Origin of the sequence: Halomonas sp. GFAJ-1 (genome assembly GCA_002966495.1) — a bacterium.
Classification (GTDB): Bacteria; Pseudomonadota; Gammaproteobacteria; order Pseudomonadales; family Halomonadaceae; genus Vreelandella.
On record CP016490.1, the window covers coordinates 490,214 to 507,004 of the forward strand.

Sequence of the window (16,791 nt, forward strand, 5' to 3'; positions counted from 1 at the left end):
TCCTAAGCACAATAAGCATCTAATTTTTGTTATGCACTTTATCATTTTGTGACTGCAATAGGTTAAGAAAACCTCATACTAACGTATTGAACTATCGGCGTAGTTAGCACTGAACAGGGCAGGGTTAAAGTGCTCAATAGGCACCGGGCGCCCAAACAGATAACCTTGATAGGCGCTACACCCCAGCCCGGCTAGCACCTCTCGCTGCTCTTCGGTTTCTACCCCTTCGGCAATTACCGACAGGTTTAAGCTTTTCGCTAAGGCGATAATGGTGGCTGCAATGGGCGTGGCCTGCATATCCCGCGTTAAATCGCGCACAAAGGCGATATCGATTTTAAGCGTATCCAATGGCAATGACTGTAAATACGCCAGTGACGAGTACCCTGTGCCAAAATCATCTAGTGCAAAACGCACCCCCAACTTGCGCAGCTGAGACATCTTAGCAATAGTGCCTGCCGGGTCGCTGAGCAGCAGCGATTCGGTGAGTTCCAGCGTGAGAAGCTTTGCAGGCGCCGTGAACTGATTCATTGCAGCGATAACCTGATCGACAAAGTCAGGCTGCTGAAACTGCCGAACGCTCACATTGATGGAAAGCTTAATGTCCCGATAACGCGGGTCATGCTGCCATTCACCTAATATCCGGCAGCCCTCCCTAAGCACCCAGTGCCCCAACGGCAGAATCAAACCGGTCTCTTCTGCGATAGGGATAAAACTCCCAGGCGATATCTGCCCCCGCGCCGGGTGTTGCCAGCGCACCAACGCTTCGGCACCCTGCGAACGCCCACTAGCATCTACCTGGGGCTGAAGGTGAAGAAGAAGCTCGCCGTGGCCGATGGCATAGCGAAGCTCACGCTCAAGCGTATGCCGCTCCTCTAATTCACGCTCAAAGGCGGTGCAGAACAGGCTCGGTTTTCCGTCGCGCTGGCGCTTCGCCTCCACCAGCGCCAACCCTGCGCGCTTAAACAGCAGTGCAGCGCCCTCCTGCTGTTTCGGCGAGAAAATCAACATTCCCACGTTAAAGCGGCAGGGGTAGGTGTGGCCGTGTAGCTGATAGTCAGCGGTAAGCGTCGCTAAGCGCTCATCGGTCAAACGTCGCGCAGCCTGTTCGGCGATTTCCATCGATGTAAGGGGAAGCGATGTAAGCAGCGCAAACTCATTGCCATCCAAACGCGCCACAAATTGGCCCGGGCAAGCCCCATGCTGCAGCCGCTGTGACAACTGGCGCAGCAGTTCATCGCCCACATCTTGACCAAGACTATCGTTAAGCACTTTAAAGCGGTCAATATCGAACAGTACTAACAGCGCTAACCGATGCGGCGCGGCGTTGGAGTGCCCACACTCTGCTAACCGCTCCTGTAGCGCACGGCGATTAGGCAGCTCTGTTAGCGAATCGTGGTACGCCAAATAACGGATGCGCTGCGCGGCCTGTTGCTCTTCGGTGCGGTCGCTTAGCAGGGCCACATAGTCCCACTCATCACTGTTTGCGTAAGTGACTCGGCTAACGCTAAGCCACGCTGGAAAGCGCCGGCCATCGCGGTGGCGCGCCTGAATTAACCCTCGCCACTCCCCCTGAGAGGCAAGGGAGTGTTGAATTTGCGTATTCAGCGAGTGGCTATCATCGCTGTAAGCAAGCTGGCGTAGAGAAAAGCCGAGGGAGTGCTCAGCATCAAGCCCTAACAAGCGTTCAAACGCGGCGTTGCAAAGGCGAATACGGGCGCTATGATCAAACAGTACAACCCCGTCCTGCAGTGCAGAAAGCACCTCCAATAAGCGCGTCCGGGTCATGTGTTCGTGACGCTCGCTGGCATCTAAACGCCGCCGCACCCAGCTTGCCGTCAACGTGAGTAAAGCAATAAACAGCGCCATACCGCCAATCAGGTAAATGAGGCCCGCATGCTCAACGGCCTCCTCTGTGTGCGCTCCCACTTGAGGCACAAACCACGCAGCCCCCATGGCCACGTAGTGCATCCCACAAATAGCCACCGAAGCACACAGCGCGGCGATAAATGCGCAGCGTCGCGAACGCTGCATGCCCCACTCCTGGCGGCATAGGCGATAGGCATAAACGGTGAGCACCCCCAGCCCTACGGCCACGGCTAATGAGAGCAGAAAGAGGTCAACCGCGTAGTAAAGGGTGGCAGGCAGTTGCATGGCGGCCATGCCGGTGTAGTGCATAATGCCAATACCCAGCCCAAGCCCCGCCCCAGCCCACACCACCGCGCGGTGGGGCAGTGCCTCCCGGGAGAGCACGGCCATGGCCCCTAAACTACCCAGTATCGCTGGAAAAATAGAGAGCGCCGTGAGTAGCGGCGCATGGGAGACGGGGAAATCCAACCGATAGGCGTGCATGCCAATAAAATGCATACTCCAAACGCCCAACCCCATTACGCTAGCGCCTGCTAGCAGCCATATTCGCCGCCAGCTTGCCCGCTGGGCCTTACCCACTAATTTAATGATATCTAAACCGGCGTAGCAGGCCGCAAGGGCGATCACCCATGACAGGAGCACTAAGTGGGGTATGTAATGACCTTGAACAGCATTTAACGCAGAGGGATCAACGAGCAGGTTAGACACAATGGGCATGAAGAACCTTTCTGATAAGGGCTTTAGATAGCTACTTTTGTAATGCCTTAATTCACCTCACTTTCACCCCGACTAAGGGCAGCCTCTTATACCTTGCGTGGCAAAATAGGGCATAGCCTCACCCTCTGTAACATCAGAAAAGTGCCGCTAACGCCCCTTTATACAGAACCCACTGAGCCGCTGAAAACCGATTCATCAACGCAAGGTTAAACCTTTGCCTTACCAGTAATACGAGTGTTAATTCTCAACAGGGTGATGGGCGGTGGCATGCTTGGCACCACCTAACGTGCCACCTAAGCGCGCCAATAATGTCACCAATAAAACCAAGAGAGATAGCGGCCTAGAGTTAACCTTGCGGTAAGCGCTGTACGCGATCATAAAGCTGCTTAGCGTTCTCTACCGCCATCGCTTCATAGGCATCAAGAGTGAACAGCACATCCTGGCGGCTGTCGTTCATTACTGTTTCAAGCTCATGGCGGTAGCGTTTTAGCAGGTGCGATAGGTTCATACGAATCATGGTGAGTTCAAGCTGAAACTCCACTTGAAGCTTGGTATAGCGTTCAATCTGGTTAGGCACCGAGCTAGTCTCCAGCACCGCGTTAATCATCTGCTCAATATGATGTTCGACCGCATTCAGCTTCGGGATCAGGTCGTTAACGACCTCTAAAGCAGAAATGGTAGTGGTGGTGGTGGGCTTCACGGTACTCCCTATGAAGCTAGCTTAAAGGCTAATTTCAGTGGATAAAAAAATTAGCGTAGCACCGTCGGTTGGCGTGTGAATGGGCGATTAGAAGAAGAATGGCAGCATATTTCACTGCACTTAAAGATTAGCGTGAGCCAGCATCGCCAGGGTATGTTCCCGCTGCTGTTTAATAGCGTTATCCAGCATCTCAAGAAGCTTGTTGTAATCCTCCGGCATCAGCTCATCCATGCCTGTGTCTTCAAAGCGAGTGAGCGTAGATTGGGTATCATCAATCAGTGCCTGCAGCTCATCAATCACGCGTTGTTGTTCATTGTTTGTAATCAATTTCTGAAGCCAAAAGGTGCCAATGTGAAAAAAGGTCGGCAAGCAAGTGTAACCAACCACTACTGATCTTTTGACTACCGTTCTTGGCACGGCCAACCATGGCGGCCTTTGCTAAACAGGTAATCAATCTCTACTTCCTACAGCAAGTAGCCATCCGCAAGTAGCCATCCCGATATTCAAAGCCACACATCTGCGCTGTCACTCCTCCATCCTTGTTAAGTGCTATACATATCACACGAGCCGTCTATCAATATGAAATAAACCAGCCAAGTGTTATTGCATTCATCCATTACGTTTTCAATGTCGATAGCATCAATAACCGTAGCGCCAATCTCCATGCCCATTACAACCTTAGAACGCGCAACACCCAGTGCTCGATGGTTGTGGCATCCAGGATGCACTCGCGGATAGCAGTGTCGGAAAGCCCCAGCAGGGTGTCAAAACCAGGCGCATAGTTTTTACTTAATCAAGCAGTGCCAAAACGGATTCCGGGATGACATTTGCCTGCGCCAACATACTATTACCGGCCTGCTGCAAGATTTGTGAGCGCGTCATATTGGCCATTTCCACTGCATAATCGGCATCCATAATGCGGGATTGGGCGGCACCTAAATTGATGGCAGTTAGCTGGTTACCTTCAATTAACGAGGCAAGGCGGTTTTCTGTTGCGCCCAAGTAGCTGCGTTTTGAATCCACCATACCGATAGCTTTATCTAAGGCCGCGAGTGGGTTACGTGGTACGCGTAGTCTAAAATCTTCGCCATTTTCACGAATTTGTAGACGAGTATGAGGCACGCCATCATCGTCAAAGCCATCAGCATCGGTTAGCGCAACAATACTAAAGTTGTTACCGCTATTAACATTGCTTGGATAGTAAACCAATACTTCAGCATTGCCGTTTGAAGTTCTAAGAACCACCTCATTGGTTCCCTCCAAGTCAACCAGCGTGGCGGTTTTATACCCCCCGATTACAGCACTTTCTCCGGGTAAGCTAAAATAGTAGTTGCCGTCTTCGCCTTGGCGCAGCACATCTTCAAACTGTTGGCCTTTCGCATCAGTGTACTGGACACTTACGTTCCTTGGATCAATCGTTATTTCAGAGTAACCGCTAACTCGGTCTCGCTCATGACTTGCGAGACCAAGGATATCTGGTTCCGGTTGTGTTGCTGTCGCAGTCGCTGCAACCGCATCGCCATTAGCATCAATCGTTACTTCAAGATCAGCTTCAAAATATGCCTGACTGCCATCAGCCTGTTGGCCACGTATCATCCACTGCCCATCAGTCTCACGCTGCACGATGGCTAAAGAATCTAATCCATTAAAATCGCCATTGAACGTTATGTTGCTTGTATCCAACGCCGATAAGTCTGTCGCCGGCGTTTCTGGATCTATAATCGTAGGCAACCCTGACAGATTAATACCGGCAAAGCCTTGAGAGTCAGCTTGCAGTTCTAAGTCTTGCTCCGGCGTAACACCGGTAAGCTCAAAGTATTCATAATTCGCACTGGAGCTGCCCGTTCTTACAAACAGTTCATCATTTTGATCGCGCACTAAAACGCCACTGGATTCTGAAAACGCAAGTTCCACTCCGCTAGTGGAGTACGTTTCACCACCAAACGTAAAGTCACCAACTATCGGAGAAAAGGAATCATCTACCTCTGGAACAATTGCGCTCGCGTTAGACGCGAATACCAACCGGTCACTTGCAGAGATACTGTCTACCTGAAAAAAACGCTCCTCACCGCTAATCTCTGCGCGAATATAGAGTTCGCCGCTACTATCCTCAGTCAGCTCGGCGGGAAGTAGTGCGCTCCCCCCAGACGATACATAGCTAACACTTGTAGCCCCTGACAAACTGTAGGTTTCACCCCCAAACGAAAATTCATCAGCAATATTCGTATAGGCGCCTGCTTCAACGGTGGTTGAAGGCTCTAACGTTGCCTCAACAGGATAAGCACGCACTGGCCCAATGGAACCGTCAGGACGCGTGCCCGTCACCGTCGTTTCTTCATAGCTGAGCGCAAAACCCGCCCGCCGATAGCTTAAACTGCCATCCGCTAGGCGCTCTTCAAGATAGTAGGTATCGTCTTGTTGAATAAGCCGTTGATTCGCAGGAAGCTCTGGCAATGAGACTGCTTCAGTTTCAAGCGTACTAGCGAAAATTGGTCGCGGTGAACCGATAGATACCTGGCTGGTGTCCGTGGCAGTATTATGCGAAGCCGTTACTGTTACCCGTGAAAAGCCACCACTACCATCGCTAGTGTAATAGCCAAAGTTATTTGAAAAGTAGAGTGGTTGTTCGGTACCAGCAGCAAAGCTAAGTGACGTATCAAGATCATACAGCGGAATATCGCGGGCGACACCACGCAAAGTGTTGCGCTCCGTAACTTCGCCGTCAATACCAGCAACATTAAGCCCTTCTAACCCTAACGCCTCCACGCTAAACCCAGGTGGGCTTAGGTCAACGCCTAAATTTTGGCCATCGTTTGCCCCCACCTGCAGCGGAATACTACCTGCCTGCCCTGTCATCAATGGAATGCCGTTATAGTTCGCTGTTTCCGCTAGCCGATCTATTTCTTGCAGGTTGAAGTTGATCTCTGCCTGAATGGCATCGCTATCACGCGTTTGGTTTGTACCATTAAGGCCTTGCACCGTTAGCTCACGAATGCGTTGCAGCTTGTCGTTAATACGGTCTAGAACACCGTGGGCCGTTTGCGAAAGCGAGACACCATCATTAGCATTGCGGGCAGCTTGGCCGAGCCCCGTACGCTGAGCCTGAAGCCGGTTGCCTATCGCCTGCCCCGCCGCATCATCCTTCGCGCTATTAATGCGCAAGCCAGAGGAGAGCCGCTCCATGCTGGTGGCAAGTGCATTTTTAGATTTGCCCAAATGTTGCTGGCTAACCAGTGAGGTGAGATTGGTGTTGATGACGGCCATAGCGCTTTTCTTCTTCCATGATACATAACGATAACTAGTTAACGGCCTAATGAGCTATAACTTTAGCGAACGTTAAAAAAAAGCGCGTTTAGGCACAATATAACTAAATGACGAAGTGAAATTTATGAGCGATTACCATAGGTTGAGTATCACCAATGACGCGCTGGTGGTCATCATCGGTCATAGCTACCTCACATCAATATCGAACCAATAAAAAAACCGACCCCCATAGGGAGCCGGTTCATTGTACTGCTTAGCGATAGAGAAATTTCCCTACCAAGGCCAAGCCTCAAATTAACCCAGCAGAGAAAGAACGTTCTGCGGAATCTGGTTGGCCTGAGCCAGAACGGAAGTGCCAGCCTGCTGCAGAATCTGCGCGCGGGTCATGTTGGCGACTTCTACTGCGTAGTCAGCATCTTCAATACGCGAACGGGCAGCAGAGAGGTTAGTCTCGTTGGTGTTCAGGTTAGTGATGGCATCTTCGAAACGGTTTTGAACAGCACCCAGCTCAGAACGAAGGCTGTCAATCTGATTTAGCGCCGTATCTAAAGTAGCAAGCGGGTCAGTCGTTCCACCCTGTGTTAGATCAGAAAAAGCAACCTCATCACCATCTAGTTCAAACGTGATGGTGTCACCAGCTACAGTACCTTCTGAAGGATCAAGCGCAATATAGAAACTAGTTGCTTCGCCCTGAGTGACATTAATCCCGCGCGCTGCTAGGTTATCAACTTCAGTCGCATCAGCAGCAGTAATTACAACTTCTGCAAATAAGTTGCCTTTATCGTCCATTTGCGCTTCAGCAGTAGGCGCTACACTAGTAGCAGCAACGCCTAATCGTGCGGACAGGTCATCAGCGAAATCATCAGTGTCTAGAGCGATTGTTTCAACTTCAGTAGTTGCACCAAAGAAACGGGTAATGGCAGTATTTTCTGCGGAAATACCCGCAGCGTCGGCCTCAAAATCAATAGTAGTTGCAGCATCACTGACTGCTGCAGGGCCAGTCACGTTGAAAGAGCCCAGGCCAAGTGTTTGAGCATTGATTTCCTGAAGGCCAACACTAATGCGCTGACCATCTTCGGAGCCAACCTGAATAGCCAGCTGCTGGTCTTGCGCCAGTACGTTAGTGCCATTGAAGTCAGTTTCGCGAGAAATACGATCAATCTCGTTCAAACGCTGACCAATTTCGTCTTGAATGGACTGTAAGTCATCCTGAGAGTTGGTGCCGTTAGCTGCTTGGACAGACAGCTCACGAATACGCTGAACGTTGTCGTTGATCTGGTTCAGACCACCTTCAGCGGTTTGCGCGATGGAAATACCATCGTTAGCGTTACGCTGTGCCTGAGCAAGACCATTGATCTGTGCAGTCATGCGGTTGGCGATGGCTTGGCCTGCCGCATCATCCTTGGCGCTGTTGATGCGCAGACCTGACGACAGACGCTCCATGGAAGTCTGCAGAGCGTTTTGGCTCTTGTTCAGGTTGGACTGGCCGATCATCGATGTGATGTTGGTATTGATCACTGACATGGGTGATTCTCCTTTCTTGGACACTGGCCTAGAAGGCCCGCTTTTCGGCCACTGTTCGTGCCGTTATATCTATTAACGGCCCAGCGATGGGAATCTTTAGGGGAAGTAGTAAAAAATAATGTAAAAGTTGGTAACTGTAGGATGAGAAAAGGCGGCTTACGCCGCCTTTTGGGTGTTTTGCTGTACGTTATGCCGCTGCAGATTACCTTCTGCGGCCCAGCTGGTTATCTAGCGCATCGAACTGCTGAGTCAGGTAGTCGCTCATGCTGTTCATCTGGGCGATCATGCCGTCTAGCTGGCTGAACTGCCTGCGGTAGCGGGCAATGGTGCTTTCAATACTTTTTTCCATGCGCTCAAAGCGGTCATCTAGGCTTTTTACACGGTTTTCTGCGCCGCTTATTGCCAGTTTAACTACGCCATTATTGCCCAGCATTTGTTCAATACTGGTGCCGAGTTTACCTGCCAGCCCACTGCCTTTTTTCTCACCGGCAAAAAAGTCGCTTAGCGCTTGGGGGTTATTGGCGACTAAATCGTTTAGCTTGGCATCATCTGCCTTTAGCGTGCCATCCCGCTGCAGGGTAATCCCAAGCTGGCTAAGGGTAGAAAGCTCCCCCCCCTCCACGCCGCTCGTCAGCACACTACGCAGGCGGCTTTCGATGGTGCGCACGGTGCTATCGCCGACTAACTCGCCAGCGGTTTCGCTGTCACCGCTAAAGCTAGTGAGTTTGCCTATGGTGCTTTTTAAGTCGTTATAGGCTTTTACAAAGCCATTAATGGCCTCGCGCTGTTTTAGCGTATCGCGCTCTACGTTAATGGTACTGGTGGCGGTTTCATCTTCGCCCAGGCTCAACTCTGAAAGGTTTAGGGTCACCCCCTGAATCGCGCCTTCAATCTGGTTTTTAGCGCTGGTAATGGTAATGCCGTTTACTTTTAGGACGGCATCTTTACCACCATTCTGGGTGTTCGCTCCTTCCGTGAAGGGGCCGGTCACTGGCTGCTTGTCAGCATCAATAAAGCTAAAGCTATCAATGGAAGCATCGGCCCCCGTCTCTTTAGAACTTAGCGCCAGCCGGTAGCCTTGGCCGTCGTTGATGATGGTTGCGTTAACACCGGCTTCTTTGTTGGCGTTAATGGCATCACGAATCGCGGAAAGGCTGCTGCCGGGGGCAATATCGATATCCACGGAATCGCCGCTACCAAAATTGAGCCGCATCGCGGTGGCGCCTTGCAGGTCTAGCGCTTCATCTTTTCCTTCGGTAATTCTGCTAGAGGCCAGCGTACCGGAGGTGGCAAGCTGGCTCACTTCCACCCGGTAGCTGCCCGGCAGTGCGCTGGCAGTGGTGGTGGCTTTAACGGCATCGCCCCGCACGCTGGCGGAAAGGCTTTGGTACAGTTTGGGGTCGTTAATTTTCGCAACTGAGTCTTGAAACGCATTCAGCGACGTTTGCAGCTGGCCAAACGCGGAAATTTTCGCCTGCTGCTGTTTTTTCTGAAGCGTAATCGGCGCAAGCTTGCCCCGCTCGGCTTCCTGAAGCTGATCAAGCAGCCCTGTTAGGTCAAGGCCAGAACCAACGCCAAGAGAGGTTATTGTCGCCATGCGGGATTTCCTCAGTGCAAAAGCTAAACCATGGCTAGTTTAAACAAGCCATTTTTAAACAACCGAACGGGCGCGCGCAGTGATACTCAGCGCCCCCATAAAATAGATATACTATTTATCGGCAGAACAGCGCACAACTTTAGCGCTTTTTCGAGCTTTCAAAGAAGGCAGGAGGTTTATCTAACAAAAACGCCTGCTTGGTGCAGGCGTTTTAGGGCATCACGACCGATTGTTACCTGCGGCCTAGCTGGGCATCCAGTGCATCAAACTGCTGGGTGAGGTAATCGCTGGTTTGGTTCATCTGGGCGATCATGCTATCCAACTGACCAAACTGGGTACGATAGCGGGAGATGGTTTGCTCGATGGATTGCTCCATACGTGTGTAGCGTTCAACCAAGGATTCAGAGCGGTTTTCAGCACCAGAGATGGCCCCAGTGACGGTACCGTTCGTGCTTAGCAGCTGCTCTATGGTTTGATTCAACTGGCCGGCCATGCCGGTTTCAGCTGAATCACCGGCAAAAAACGTCGAAAGCGCATCTTGGTTATTGGCAATGGCGTTATCCAGCGCATCATCATCGATAGCTAGCGTGCCATCCCGCTGTAGCGAAATACCAATATCGCTCAGCATGGAGAACTGGCCTTCCACACCGCCGCTGAGCACGCTGCGCAGGCGGGACTCCACGGTGCGAATGGCGCTGTCGCCCAGCAACTCGCCCGCGGCACCTGTTTCCGCATTAAAGCTGGTTAGCTCACCCATGGTGCTTTTTAGGTCGTTATAGGCATCCACAAAGCTGGTGACGGCTTCACGCACGGCGCGGGTGTCTTGCTCTACGGCAATGGTGCTGCTGCCCTCTTCTTGCAGGTTAAGCGTCACGCCTTGGATAGCGCCTTCCACTTGATTGGTAGGGCTGGTGATCGCGATGCCGTTAACGTTTAACGAGGCATCTCGACCCGCTTGAATGACATCAGCCGCTAGAGGGTTGTCAGCACCATCCCATTCAAGGCCAGATACGGAAGCTGCTTCACCGGTTTGGGTAGAGTTCAGCGCTAAACGATACTCTTCACCATCAAAGATAATAGAGGCAGACACACCGCTATCTTCGGTCGCATTTATCGCATCGCGAATATCTTCAAGGGAGCTTCCAGCAGCAATCTGTACCGGCACACCTGGCTGGTCATCACCGGCGAACTGTAGGGTTAAGGTACGATCTGTATCAGTGCGAGAAGCTTCAGGATCAGCGACCGAATTTGTCGCGAGCGTGCCAGCACTCGCCAATCGTTCAACCATTACGTTGTAGTTGCCGGGCTGCGCTTCGCCATCTGCAGCGGCGGTAACGGCACTGCCACCTACGTTGGTGGAAAGGCTTTCATACAGTGCACTATCGTTTAACGCTGCAGAGGCCGTTTGAAACTGAGCAAGGGAGCTTTGTAGCTGGCCGTAAGCGGAAATTTTGGTTTGCTGGGTTTCCAGTTGACGCTCTATGGGTTCGAGCTTGCCTCGCTCAGCTTCCTGCAGCTGATCCAGTAAGCCGTTCAAGTCTAGCCCAGAGCCAATGCCGAGTGATGAAATGGTAGCCATACAATACCGTCCTTTTTTAAAACGCCCTCTACTATCTTGACGCTGCTTATCTGTTAGATGTCGATCTATAATTTATGGTTATCGGCTATTAAACCCTAAACTTAAACATTAAAGAAAACTTTTAAGCATTCAAACGTTACCGCATGTAAATGGCAGCTTAACGCTCATCCCGACATAGACCTTGGTCTAACACACCCATTGCTTTATAATGCACTGCAACAAGCCCGTTTTGGTCCTGTTTGCAGGAGAACATTTATGCCTTCCCCGGTGTTTCAGCCCGCACCCCAAGTCGCTACGGCCGCTTACCATGTGCAGCGCAGCCTGCGTCACTGTCTTTCTACCGTTGCCGAGCTGCTTTACGACAGCGGCCACGTACTTGAAACCCTCACTCTGCCCCAGCGCGGCCTTACCCAGCGCGAGCTTAATCAGCTAGGCGCGCAGCATAACCACTGGCAGGCTTGCCAGCAGGTGCTTGAAGAGAGCGGTGCCGCGGAATTTAACGATTACCACCGTTTGGTATTAACGGCCATGGGGCGGGAGATGATGTTCGATATGTTTGGCCAAGGGGCCGCAGACTGCGCGTAGCGCTTGCTGCTTGCCGGTACGTGACACTGGCGGTTTTGAAGCTACTGTTATTAAACCATTGTTTTGAAACCAGTGATTTAAAAAAAGATATTTAAAAACCAAAGCGCCCGCAGGGGCTAGTTGAAGCCAATTACCTGCAGGCGCTTTGCTATGTCGGGGCGTGCTGGATTAACGCAGGCCAAGCATCGATAGAACAAACAGAACTACCACCACTAAACCTACGATGTAAATGATGCTACGCATAACGGCGCTCCTTGCTTTTTGCGTTTTAGAGAAATCAAAGGGTTGCTTACCTTAAAGCGAACAATTCAAGCCTAGCAGGCTTTTGATCTTTTTGCATAATGCCCCCCATCACTTCGTGATTGAACCTCTCCTGTATCTTAGCCTCGAACCTTTGCTTGTTCTTTTCCCATCTGCCACCGCTCTTTGCCAAGGTGATGCTATGCGTTTACCTGTGCTACTGATTTTCTGTGCCGCTATTTCACTGCTGTTTAGCGCTGGCGCGGCAGCCGATGCACCAAGCTCCCGCGCGCTGCAAGCTCTCGACCAGAAAACGGCGGCACTAGACCGTGTGCATGCGGTGGTCGTTGCTCACCAGGGCAGTATTGTTCACGAACTGCATCAGGGTGGCCCGGGCGTCGCTGCACCTACCAATATCAAATCGCTTTCCAAAACCGTGCTGGCGGCCATTACCGGCGCAGCCATTGAGGCGGGAGCGATCGAGTCTACCGAGCAAACCTTGGTGGCGCTGTTAGGCTCGCTACCCAACGGCGCTGACCCGAAGGTGGATGAGATTACCGTGACGCACTTGCTGGCTCAGCAGGCGGGGTTGGAGCGTACTTCCGGCAGCAACTACAGCGCTTGGGTCGCCAGCAACAATTGGGTGAATAATGCACTCTCCCGCCCGTTTGTGGATGAACCCGGCGGGCGCATGCTCTACTCCACGGGCACCAGCCATTTGCTTTCTGCGGCACTCACCCAGGCAAGTGGCGAAACCACCCACGCCCTTGCGCAGCGTTTGCTGGGCGAGCCGCTGAACATTGCGATACCCCCCTGGCTGCGCGACCCCCAGGGCATCTACTTTGGCGGCAACGATATGCAGCTTTCACCCAGGGCGCTTATAGCGATCGGCGAGCTGTATCGTAATGATGGCATGGTCGTCGATGACAGCGGAGTGGGCCAGCGGGTGCTGCCGGAAGGCTGGGTTGAAGACTCTTGGACACCCAGAGGCCAATCCCCATGGACAGGGGATGGTTACGGCTTCGGGTGGTTTATTACAACGCTTGCGGATGTGCCGGTGTATTACGGCAGGGGCTACGGCGGGCAGGCGCTCTATGTCATTCCAGAGCGGGAAATGACCGTAGTGATTACGTCCGACCCAACGCCCCCTTCTCCGGGCGGCCAGTTTCACCAGCAGTTAAATGATCTGGTCGTTGAGCTGCTACGTTGAGCTGCTATGTTGACCCACTAAGTTGATCTTCGCTGACCGCTGGTGCTTTGCGCTCTATTTGCTATAGGGCGTACCAGATCAGCTAAGCGGGTGGCCTCATTTTGGGCATCACTTATCGGCGGCACGCGGCTTTTTTGCCTGCAGTTTGGTACGAATAAAATCACCGTGGCTTACATGTAAAAGGTCTGCCAGCCGACGTATGCGGTGCTCTTCAAGCGGGTCGATGCTGCCGTCTGCCCAAGCCAGCTGCCACATTAATGCCACCAGTTCGCAACGCTGGTCGTAGCCGTAGTGCTGCTTAATTAGGCTGACAAACTGATAGTGATCCACCGCATCATCCACCTCCGCTTCTGCCAGCGCCATTAACTCGGTCACTTCGCTGTCGCTTAGCTGGTAACGGGTGGTTAACATCTGTTTGAGCGCGGTGCGTTCGGCGTCACTTTGGTCATAGTCGGCGCGCATCACTTCGCACAGCAGCGCCGCGGTGGCTAGCTCTAACGTAATGGTTCGATTTTCACGCTGCTCCGGCTCCGCCAGCGCCCGTTGGAAGAAGTTAGTGATAGCAACCAGCACGCTGTTTCTCCTGTTATAAAACCTTATCTTACGACGTCTACCACCGCCGTTAGTGCCGCGCTACGCACCGTAGCCCATCCCTCAACACTCCAACCTTCACCACTTTCCCCTCACTCTTTACGCTTAGCCAGCTGCTCTTTTAGCTGCTTGGGCACTTGCTTGATGATCAGGCGATCTTGGTGTTCATCGTACTCGATGCTGGAACCCAGCAGGTGGGAGTCAAAGCTGATGGAAACGCCACCGGCGCGGCCGGTAAAACGGCGGAACTGGCTGATGGTGCGTTTATCCGGCGGTATCTCCGGGGAAAGGCCGTAGTCGGCGTTGCGGATATGGTCGTAAAACGCTTTGGGCTGTTTTTCGTCTACCAGCCCTGAAAGCTCTTCTAAGGTCATTGGCTCGCCGCGGCTCAGCTGCTCGTTGGCGTAGTCGACTAGCGTGTCGGTTTTTTCCCGGCTGGCCTCGTCATCAAAATCCTCTTTTTCCACGTAGTCGCTGAAGGCTTTCAGCAGCGTACGGGTTTCTGCGGGGGCATCAATGCCCTCCTCCATCCCGAGCAGGGCGATTAGGCCATCGGCGAGCTTTTTGCCGCCGCGATCTTTTAAAAACGACACATACTGGGCGCTTTCGGAATCACTCTGCCACTGGGTAAGGTTTACCCGTACCGCCAGGGTTAGCTGTCGGGTATTGAGCTGGGCGGCGGGCACCGCCTGGTGCGCCTCATTAATGCCAATGCCTTCCCGCTGGTGCACCAAGCCTAAAAACAGGGTTTCGGTGTCGCCCTGGCGCAGGTGAGCAACAACCAGGTAGCCACTGACAGAGAGCTGCTCTTGCAGCGTTTGCGCTAGGCGCTCGGCCATGGCGATAGAAAACTGGGTAAAGTCTTGCTCACCGGCCATGTAATCCCGCAGCCAGGCCATCAATGGCCCGGCCTGCTCGCCCTGTTCGGCAAACCGCCCCCACCCTTTAGCTTTGGTGTTATAGGTGTCGTTTAACGCGTTCACCAGGCTTGTCATCGTTGGATCGTCGCTGGCGCTGGGGGTTTCAGCTGGCGGTGCCGTAACGGTTAAGCGCTCGCCATCTAGCGACGGTTCCAGGCGAAGCACGGTGCTTTGCAGTAGCGGCATAAGCGGGAGTTACCTTTTAAGCAGAAAGCGAAGAAACAGAAAACGAATAGCTTAAAACACTAGGGTTTTAAGCGGTAACCGGTGCGGAAAATCCAGGCAATAATGGCAAGGCTGGCGGCTAAGAACAGCAGAATCATCGCCACGCTGGCGCCAAGGCTAACGTCGCTAATACCGTAGAAGCTCCAGCGGAAACCACTCACCAAATAGACCACGGGGTTCGCCAGGGTGACGGTTTGCCAAAACGGCGGCAGCATATCAATGGAGTAAAAGCTGCCGCCTAGAAACGTCAGCGGGGTAATCACCAGCAGCGGCACCAGCTGTAGCTTGTCGAAGCCATCGGCCCAGATACCGATGATAAAACCCAGCAGGCTGAACGTGACGGCGGTAAGCACCAGAAAGGTGAGCATCCAGATAGGGTGGGCGATCTCCAGCGGCACAAATAGGCCCGAGGTAGCGAGAATAATCAGCCCCAGCAGAATCGACTTAGACGCCGCAGCCCCCACGTAACCCACCACTATCTCTAAGTAAGAGATAGGTGCCGATAAAATTTCATAAATACTGCCCGAAAACTTGGGAAAGAAAATCCCGAAGGAGGCATTCGATACGCTCTGGGTGAGCAGCATGAGCATAATAAGCCCTGGCACGATAAAGGCGCCGTAGCTGACCCCATTAATCTCGCTAATACGCGAGCCAATCGCCGCACCGAACACCACAAAGTAGAGCGAGGTAGAGATCACCGGCGAGACAATACTTTGCAGCAGCGTACGCCGGGTGCGCGCCATTTCAGCCATATAAATGGCGCGAACGGGGTAGAGGTTCATGAGCGCTCCTTGACGAGGTCGACGAAAATATCTTCCAGTGAACTCTGCCGGGTGTGTAGGTCTTTAAAGCCGATGCCCTCTTTTTCCAGCTGCGCCAGTAGCGTTGAAATACCGCGCCCCTCTGGCGGCTCTCCCGGCTGCTCCTCCTTGCGGCTCTCGTAGGTGTACACCAGCTCATAGCCATCCGCTGCTAAGCTGAGTTCTTCTTGGGCAAGGGAGGCAGGCAGCGTGGTAAGCGGCGTGTGCAGGTGTAGCGTTAACTGCTTACTGCCAAGCTTTTTCATTAGCGCCGCTTTCTCTTCCACCAGTACTATTTCACCGCGATTGATGACGCCGATGCGGTCGGCCATCTCTTCGGCTTCTTCGATGTAGTGGGTGGTGAGAATAATCGTAACGCCGTTATCCCTAAGCCCGCGCACAACGTTCCACATATCGCGGCGAAGCTCAACATCTACCCCGGCGGTAGGCTCATCCAGAAATAGAATGCGTGGCTCGTGGGAGAGTGCTTTCGCGATCAGCACTCGGCGCTTCATACCTCCGGAGAGCGTCATCAGGCGGTTATTGCGCTTATCCCATAGCGCTAACGACTTAAGCACCTTTTCAATATGATCAGGGTTCGGCGGTTTGCCAAACAGGCCGCGGCTAAAGCTGACGGTGTTCCACACCGTTTCAAACGCTTCGTTGGTGAGTTCTTGGGGCACTAGGCCGATACGCTCACGGGCTTGGCGGTAATGGCTCACGCTGTCGAAACCATCCACTACCACACTGCCTTCGGTGGGGTTAACGAGCCCGCACACCAGACTGATTAAGGTGGTTTTACCAGCGCCATTAGGGCCTAGCAGGGCAAAAATTTCGCCGCGCTGGATGGTTAAATCCACGCGGGTAAGCGCTTGAAAGCCACCTTCGTAGGTTTTGTTCAAGCCTTCGATGGTAATAATGGGGTCGTTCAAGGCGTGCTCCTCACACCGTGGCGTTGCCACCACGGTGCTTA

The 16,791-nt window shown here is 52.8% G+C and carries 13 protein-coding genes; 2 read left to right on the forward strand and 11 right to left on the reverse strand.

From position 1 onward, the window contains the following. Positions 1-78: 78 nt before the first annotated feature. From BB497_02145 to BB497_02175, 7 genes are all read right to left on the reverse strand, one after another. Complete coding sequence (locus BB497_02145) at positions 79-2,583, reverse strand: PAS domain S-box protein (GenBank protein ID AVI61589.1); 2,505 nt, start codon at positions 2,581-2,583, stop codon at positions 79-81. A 346-nt stretch (positions 2,584-2,929) separates the two neighbouring features. After that, positions 2,930-3,283: a hypothetical protein gene (locus BB497_02150; protein AVI61590.1), complete on the reverse strand. Its 354-nt coding sequence runs from the start codon at positions 3,281-3,283 to the stop codon at positions 2,930-2,932. A gap of 120 nt (positions 3,284-3,403) precedes the next feature. Continuing rightward, positions 3,404-3,607, reverse strand: coding sequence for a hypothetical protein (locus BB497_02155; GenBank protein ID AVI64229.1), 204 nt, complete (start codon positions 3,605-3,607; stop codon positions 3,404-3,406). A 465-nt stretch (positions 3,608-4,072) separates the two neighbouring features. Beyond that, the gene (locus BB497_02160) at positions 4,073-6,547 is read right to left on the reverse strand and encodes a hypothetical protein (protein ID AVI61591.1); all 2,475 of its coding nucleotides are present in this window, start codon (positions 6,545-6,547) and stop codon (positions 4,073-4,075) included. A 294-nt stretch (positions 6,548-6,841) separates the two neighbouring features. After that, the gene (locus tag BB497_02165) at positions 6,842-8,071 is read right to left on the reverse strand and encodes a flagellin (GenBank protein AVI61592.1); all 1,230 of its coding nucleotides are present in this window, start codon (positions 8,069-8,071) and stop codon (positions 6,842-6,844) included. A gap of 202 nt (positions 8,072-8,273) precedes the next feature. Beyond that, a complete protein-coding gene (locus BB497_02170; GenBank protein ID AVI61593.1) occupies positions 8,274-9,668 on the reverse strand; it encodes a flagellar hook protein in 1,395 nt (464 codons plus the stop codon). Between the two features lie 232 nt (positions 9,669-9,900). Continuing rightward, positions 9,901-11,247: a flagellar hook protein gene (locus tag BB497_02175; GenBank protein ID AVI61594.1), complete on the reverse strand. Its 1,347-nt coding sequence runs from the start codon at positions 11,245-11,247 to the stop codon at positions 9,901-9,903. A 255-nt stretch (positions 11,248-11,502) separates the two neighbouring features. On the opposite strand from BB497_02175, the gene BB497_02180 reads away from it, so the two are divergent. Both BB497_02180 and BB497_02185 read left to right on the forward strand, forming a co-directional pair. Beyond that, entirely contained in the window at positions 11,503-11,832 is a 330-nt protein-coding gene (locus BB497_02180; GenBank protein AVI61595.1) for a hypothetical protein, read from the forward strand. A gap of 442 nt (positions 11,833-12,274) precedes the next feature. Continuing rightward, the gene (locus BB497_02185; GenBank protein AVI61596.1) at positions 12,275-13,282 is read left to right on the forward strand and encodes a 6-aminohexanoate hydrolase; all 1,008 of its coding nucleotides are present in this window, start codon (positions 12,275-12,277) and stop codon (positions 13,280-13,282) included. 108 nt (positions 13,283-13,390) lie between these two features. Here BB497_02185 and BB497_02190 read toward each other — a convergent pair whose 3' ends face one another. From BB497_02190 to BB497_02205, 4 genes are all read right to left on the reverse strand, one after another. Continuing rightward, complete coding sequence (locus BB497_02190; GenBank protein AVI61597.1) at positions 13,391-13,855, reverse strand: hypothetical protein; 465 nt, start codon at positions 13,853-13,855, stop codon at positions 13,391-13,393. Positions 13,856-13,965: 110 nt separating this feature from the next. Next, complete coding sequence (locus tag BB497_02195; protein AVI61598.1) at positions 13,966-14,979, reverse strand: nucleoid-associated protein YejK; 1,014 nt, start codon at positions 14,977-14,979, stop codon at positions 13,966-13,968. Between the two features lie 59 nt (positions 14,980-15,038). After that, positions 15,039-15,800 (reverse strand): sugar ABC transporter permease, encoded by a 762-nt coding sequence (locus BB497_02200; GenBank protein AVI61599.1) that lies wholly within the window; start codon positions 15,798-15,800, stop codon positions 15,039-15,041. After that, positions 15,797-16,750, reverse strand: coding sequence for a multidrug ABC transporter ATP-binding protein (locus BB497_02205; GenBank protein AVI61600.1), 954 nt, complete (start codon positions 16,748-16,750; stop codon positions 15,797-15,799). Before BB497_02205 ends, BB497_02200 begins: the two co-directional genes overlap by 4 nt. Positions 16,751-16,791 lie beyond the last annotated feature (41 nt).

Bases quoted from the DNA above. Each gene is read 5' to 3' on its own strand.
- BB497_02145 (AVI61589.1), bottom strand. From the start codon at position 2,583: ATGCCCATTGTGTCTAACCTGCTCGTTGATCCCTCTGCGTTAAATGCT.
- BB497_02160 (AVI61591.1), bottom strand. From the start codon at position 6,547: ATGGCCGTCATCAACACCAATCTCACCTCACTGGTTAGCCAGCAACAT.
- BB497_02165 (AVI61592.1), bottom strand. From the start codon at position 8,071: ATGTCAGTGATCAATACCAACATCACATCGATGATCGGCCAGTCCAAC.
- BB497_02170 (AVI61593.1), bottom strand. From the start codon at position 9,668: ATGGCGACAATAACCTCTCTTGGCGTTGGTTCTGGCCTTGACCTAACA.
- BB497_02175 (AVI61594.1), bottom strand. From the start codon at position 11,247: ATGGCTACCATTTCATCACTCGGCATTGGCTCTGGGCTAGACTTGAAC.
- BB497_02180 (AVI61595.1), top strand. From the start codon at position 11,503: ATGCCTTCCCCGGTGTTTCAGCCCGCACCCCAAGTCGCTACGGCCGCT.
- BB497_02185 (AVI61596.1), top strand. From the start codon at position 12,275: ATGCGTTTACCTGTGCTACTGATTTTCTGTGCCGCTATTTCACTGCTG.
- BB497_02195 (AVI61598.1), bottom strand. From the start codon at position 14,979: ATGCCGCTACTGCAAAGCACCGTGCTTCGCCTGGAACCGTCGCTAGAT.
- BB497_02200 (AVI61599.1), bottom strand. From the start codon at position 15,800: ATGAACCTCTACCCCGTTCGCGCCATTTATATGGCTGAAATGGCGCGC.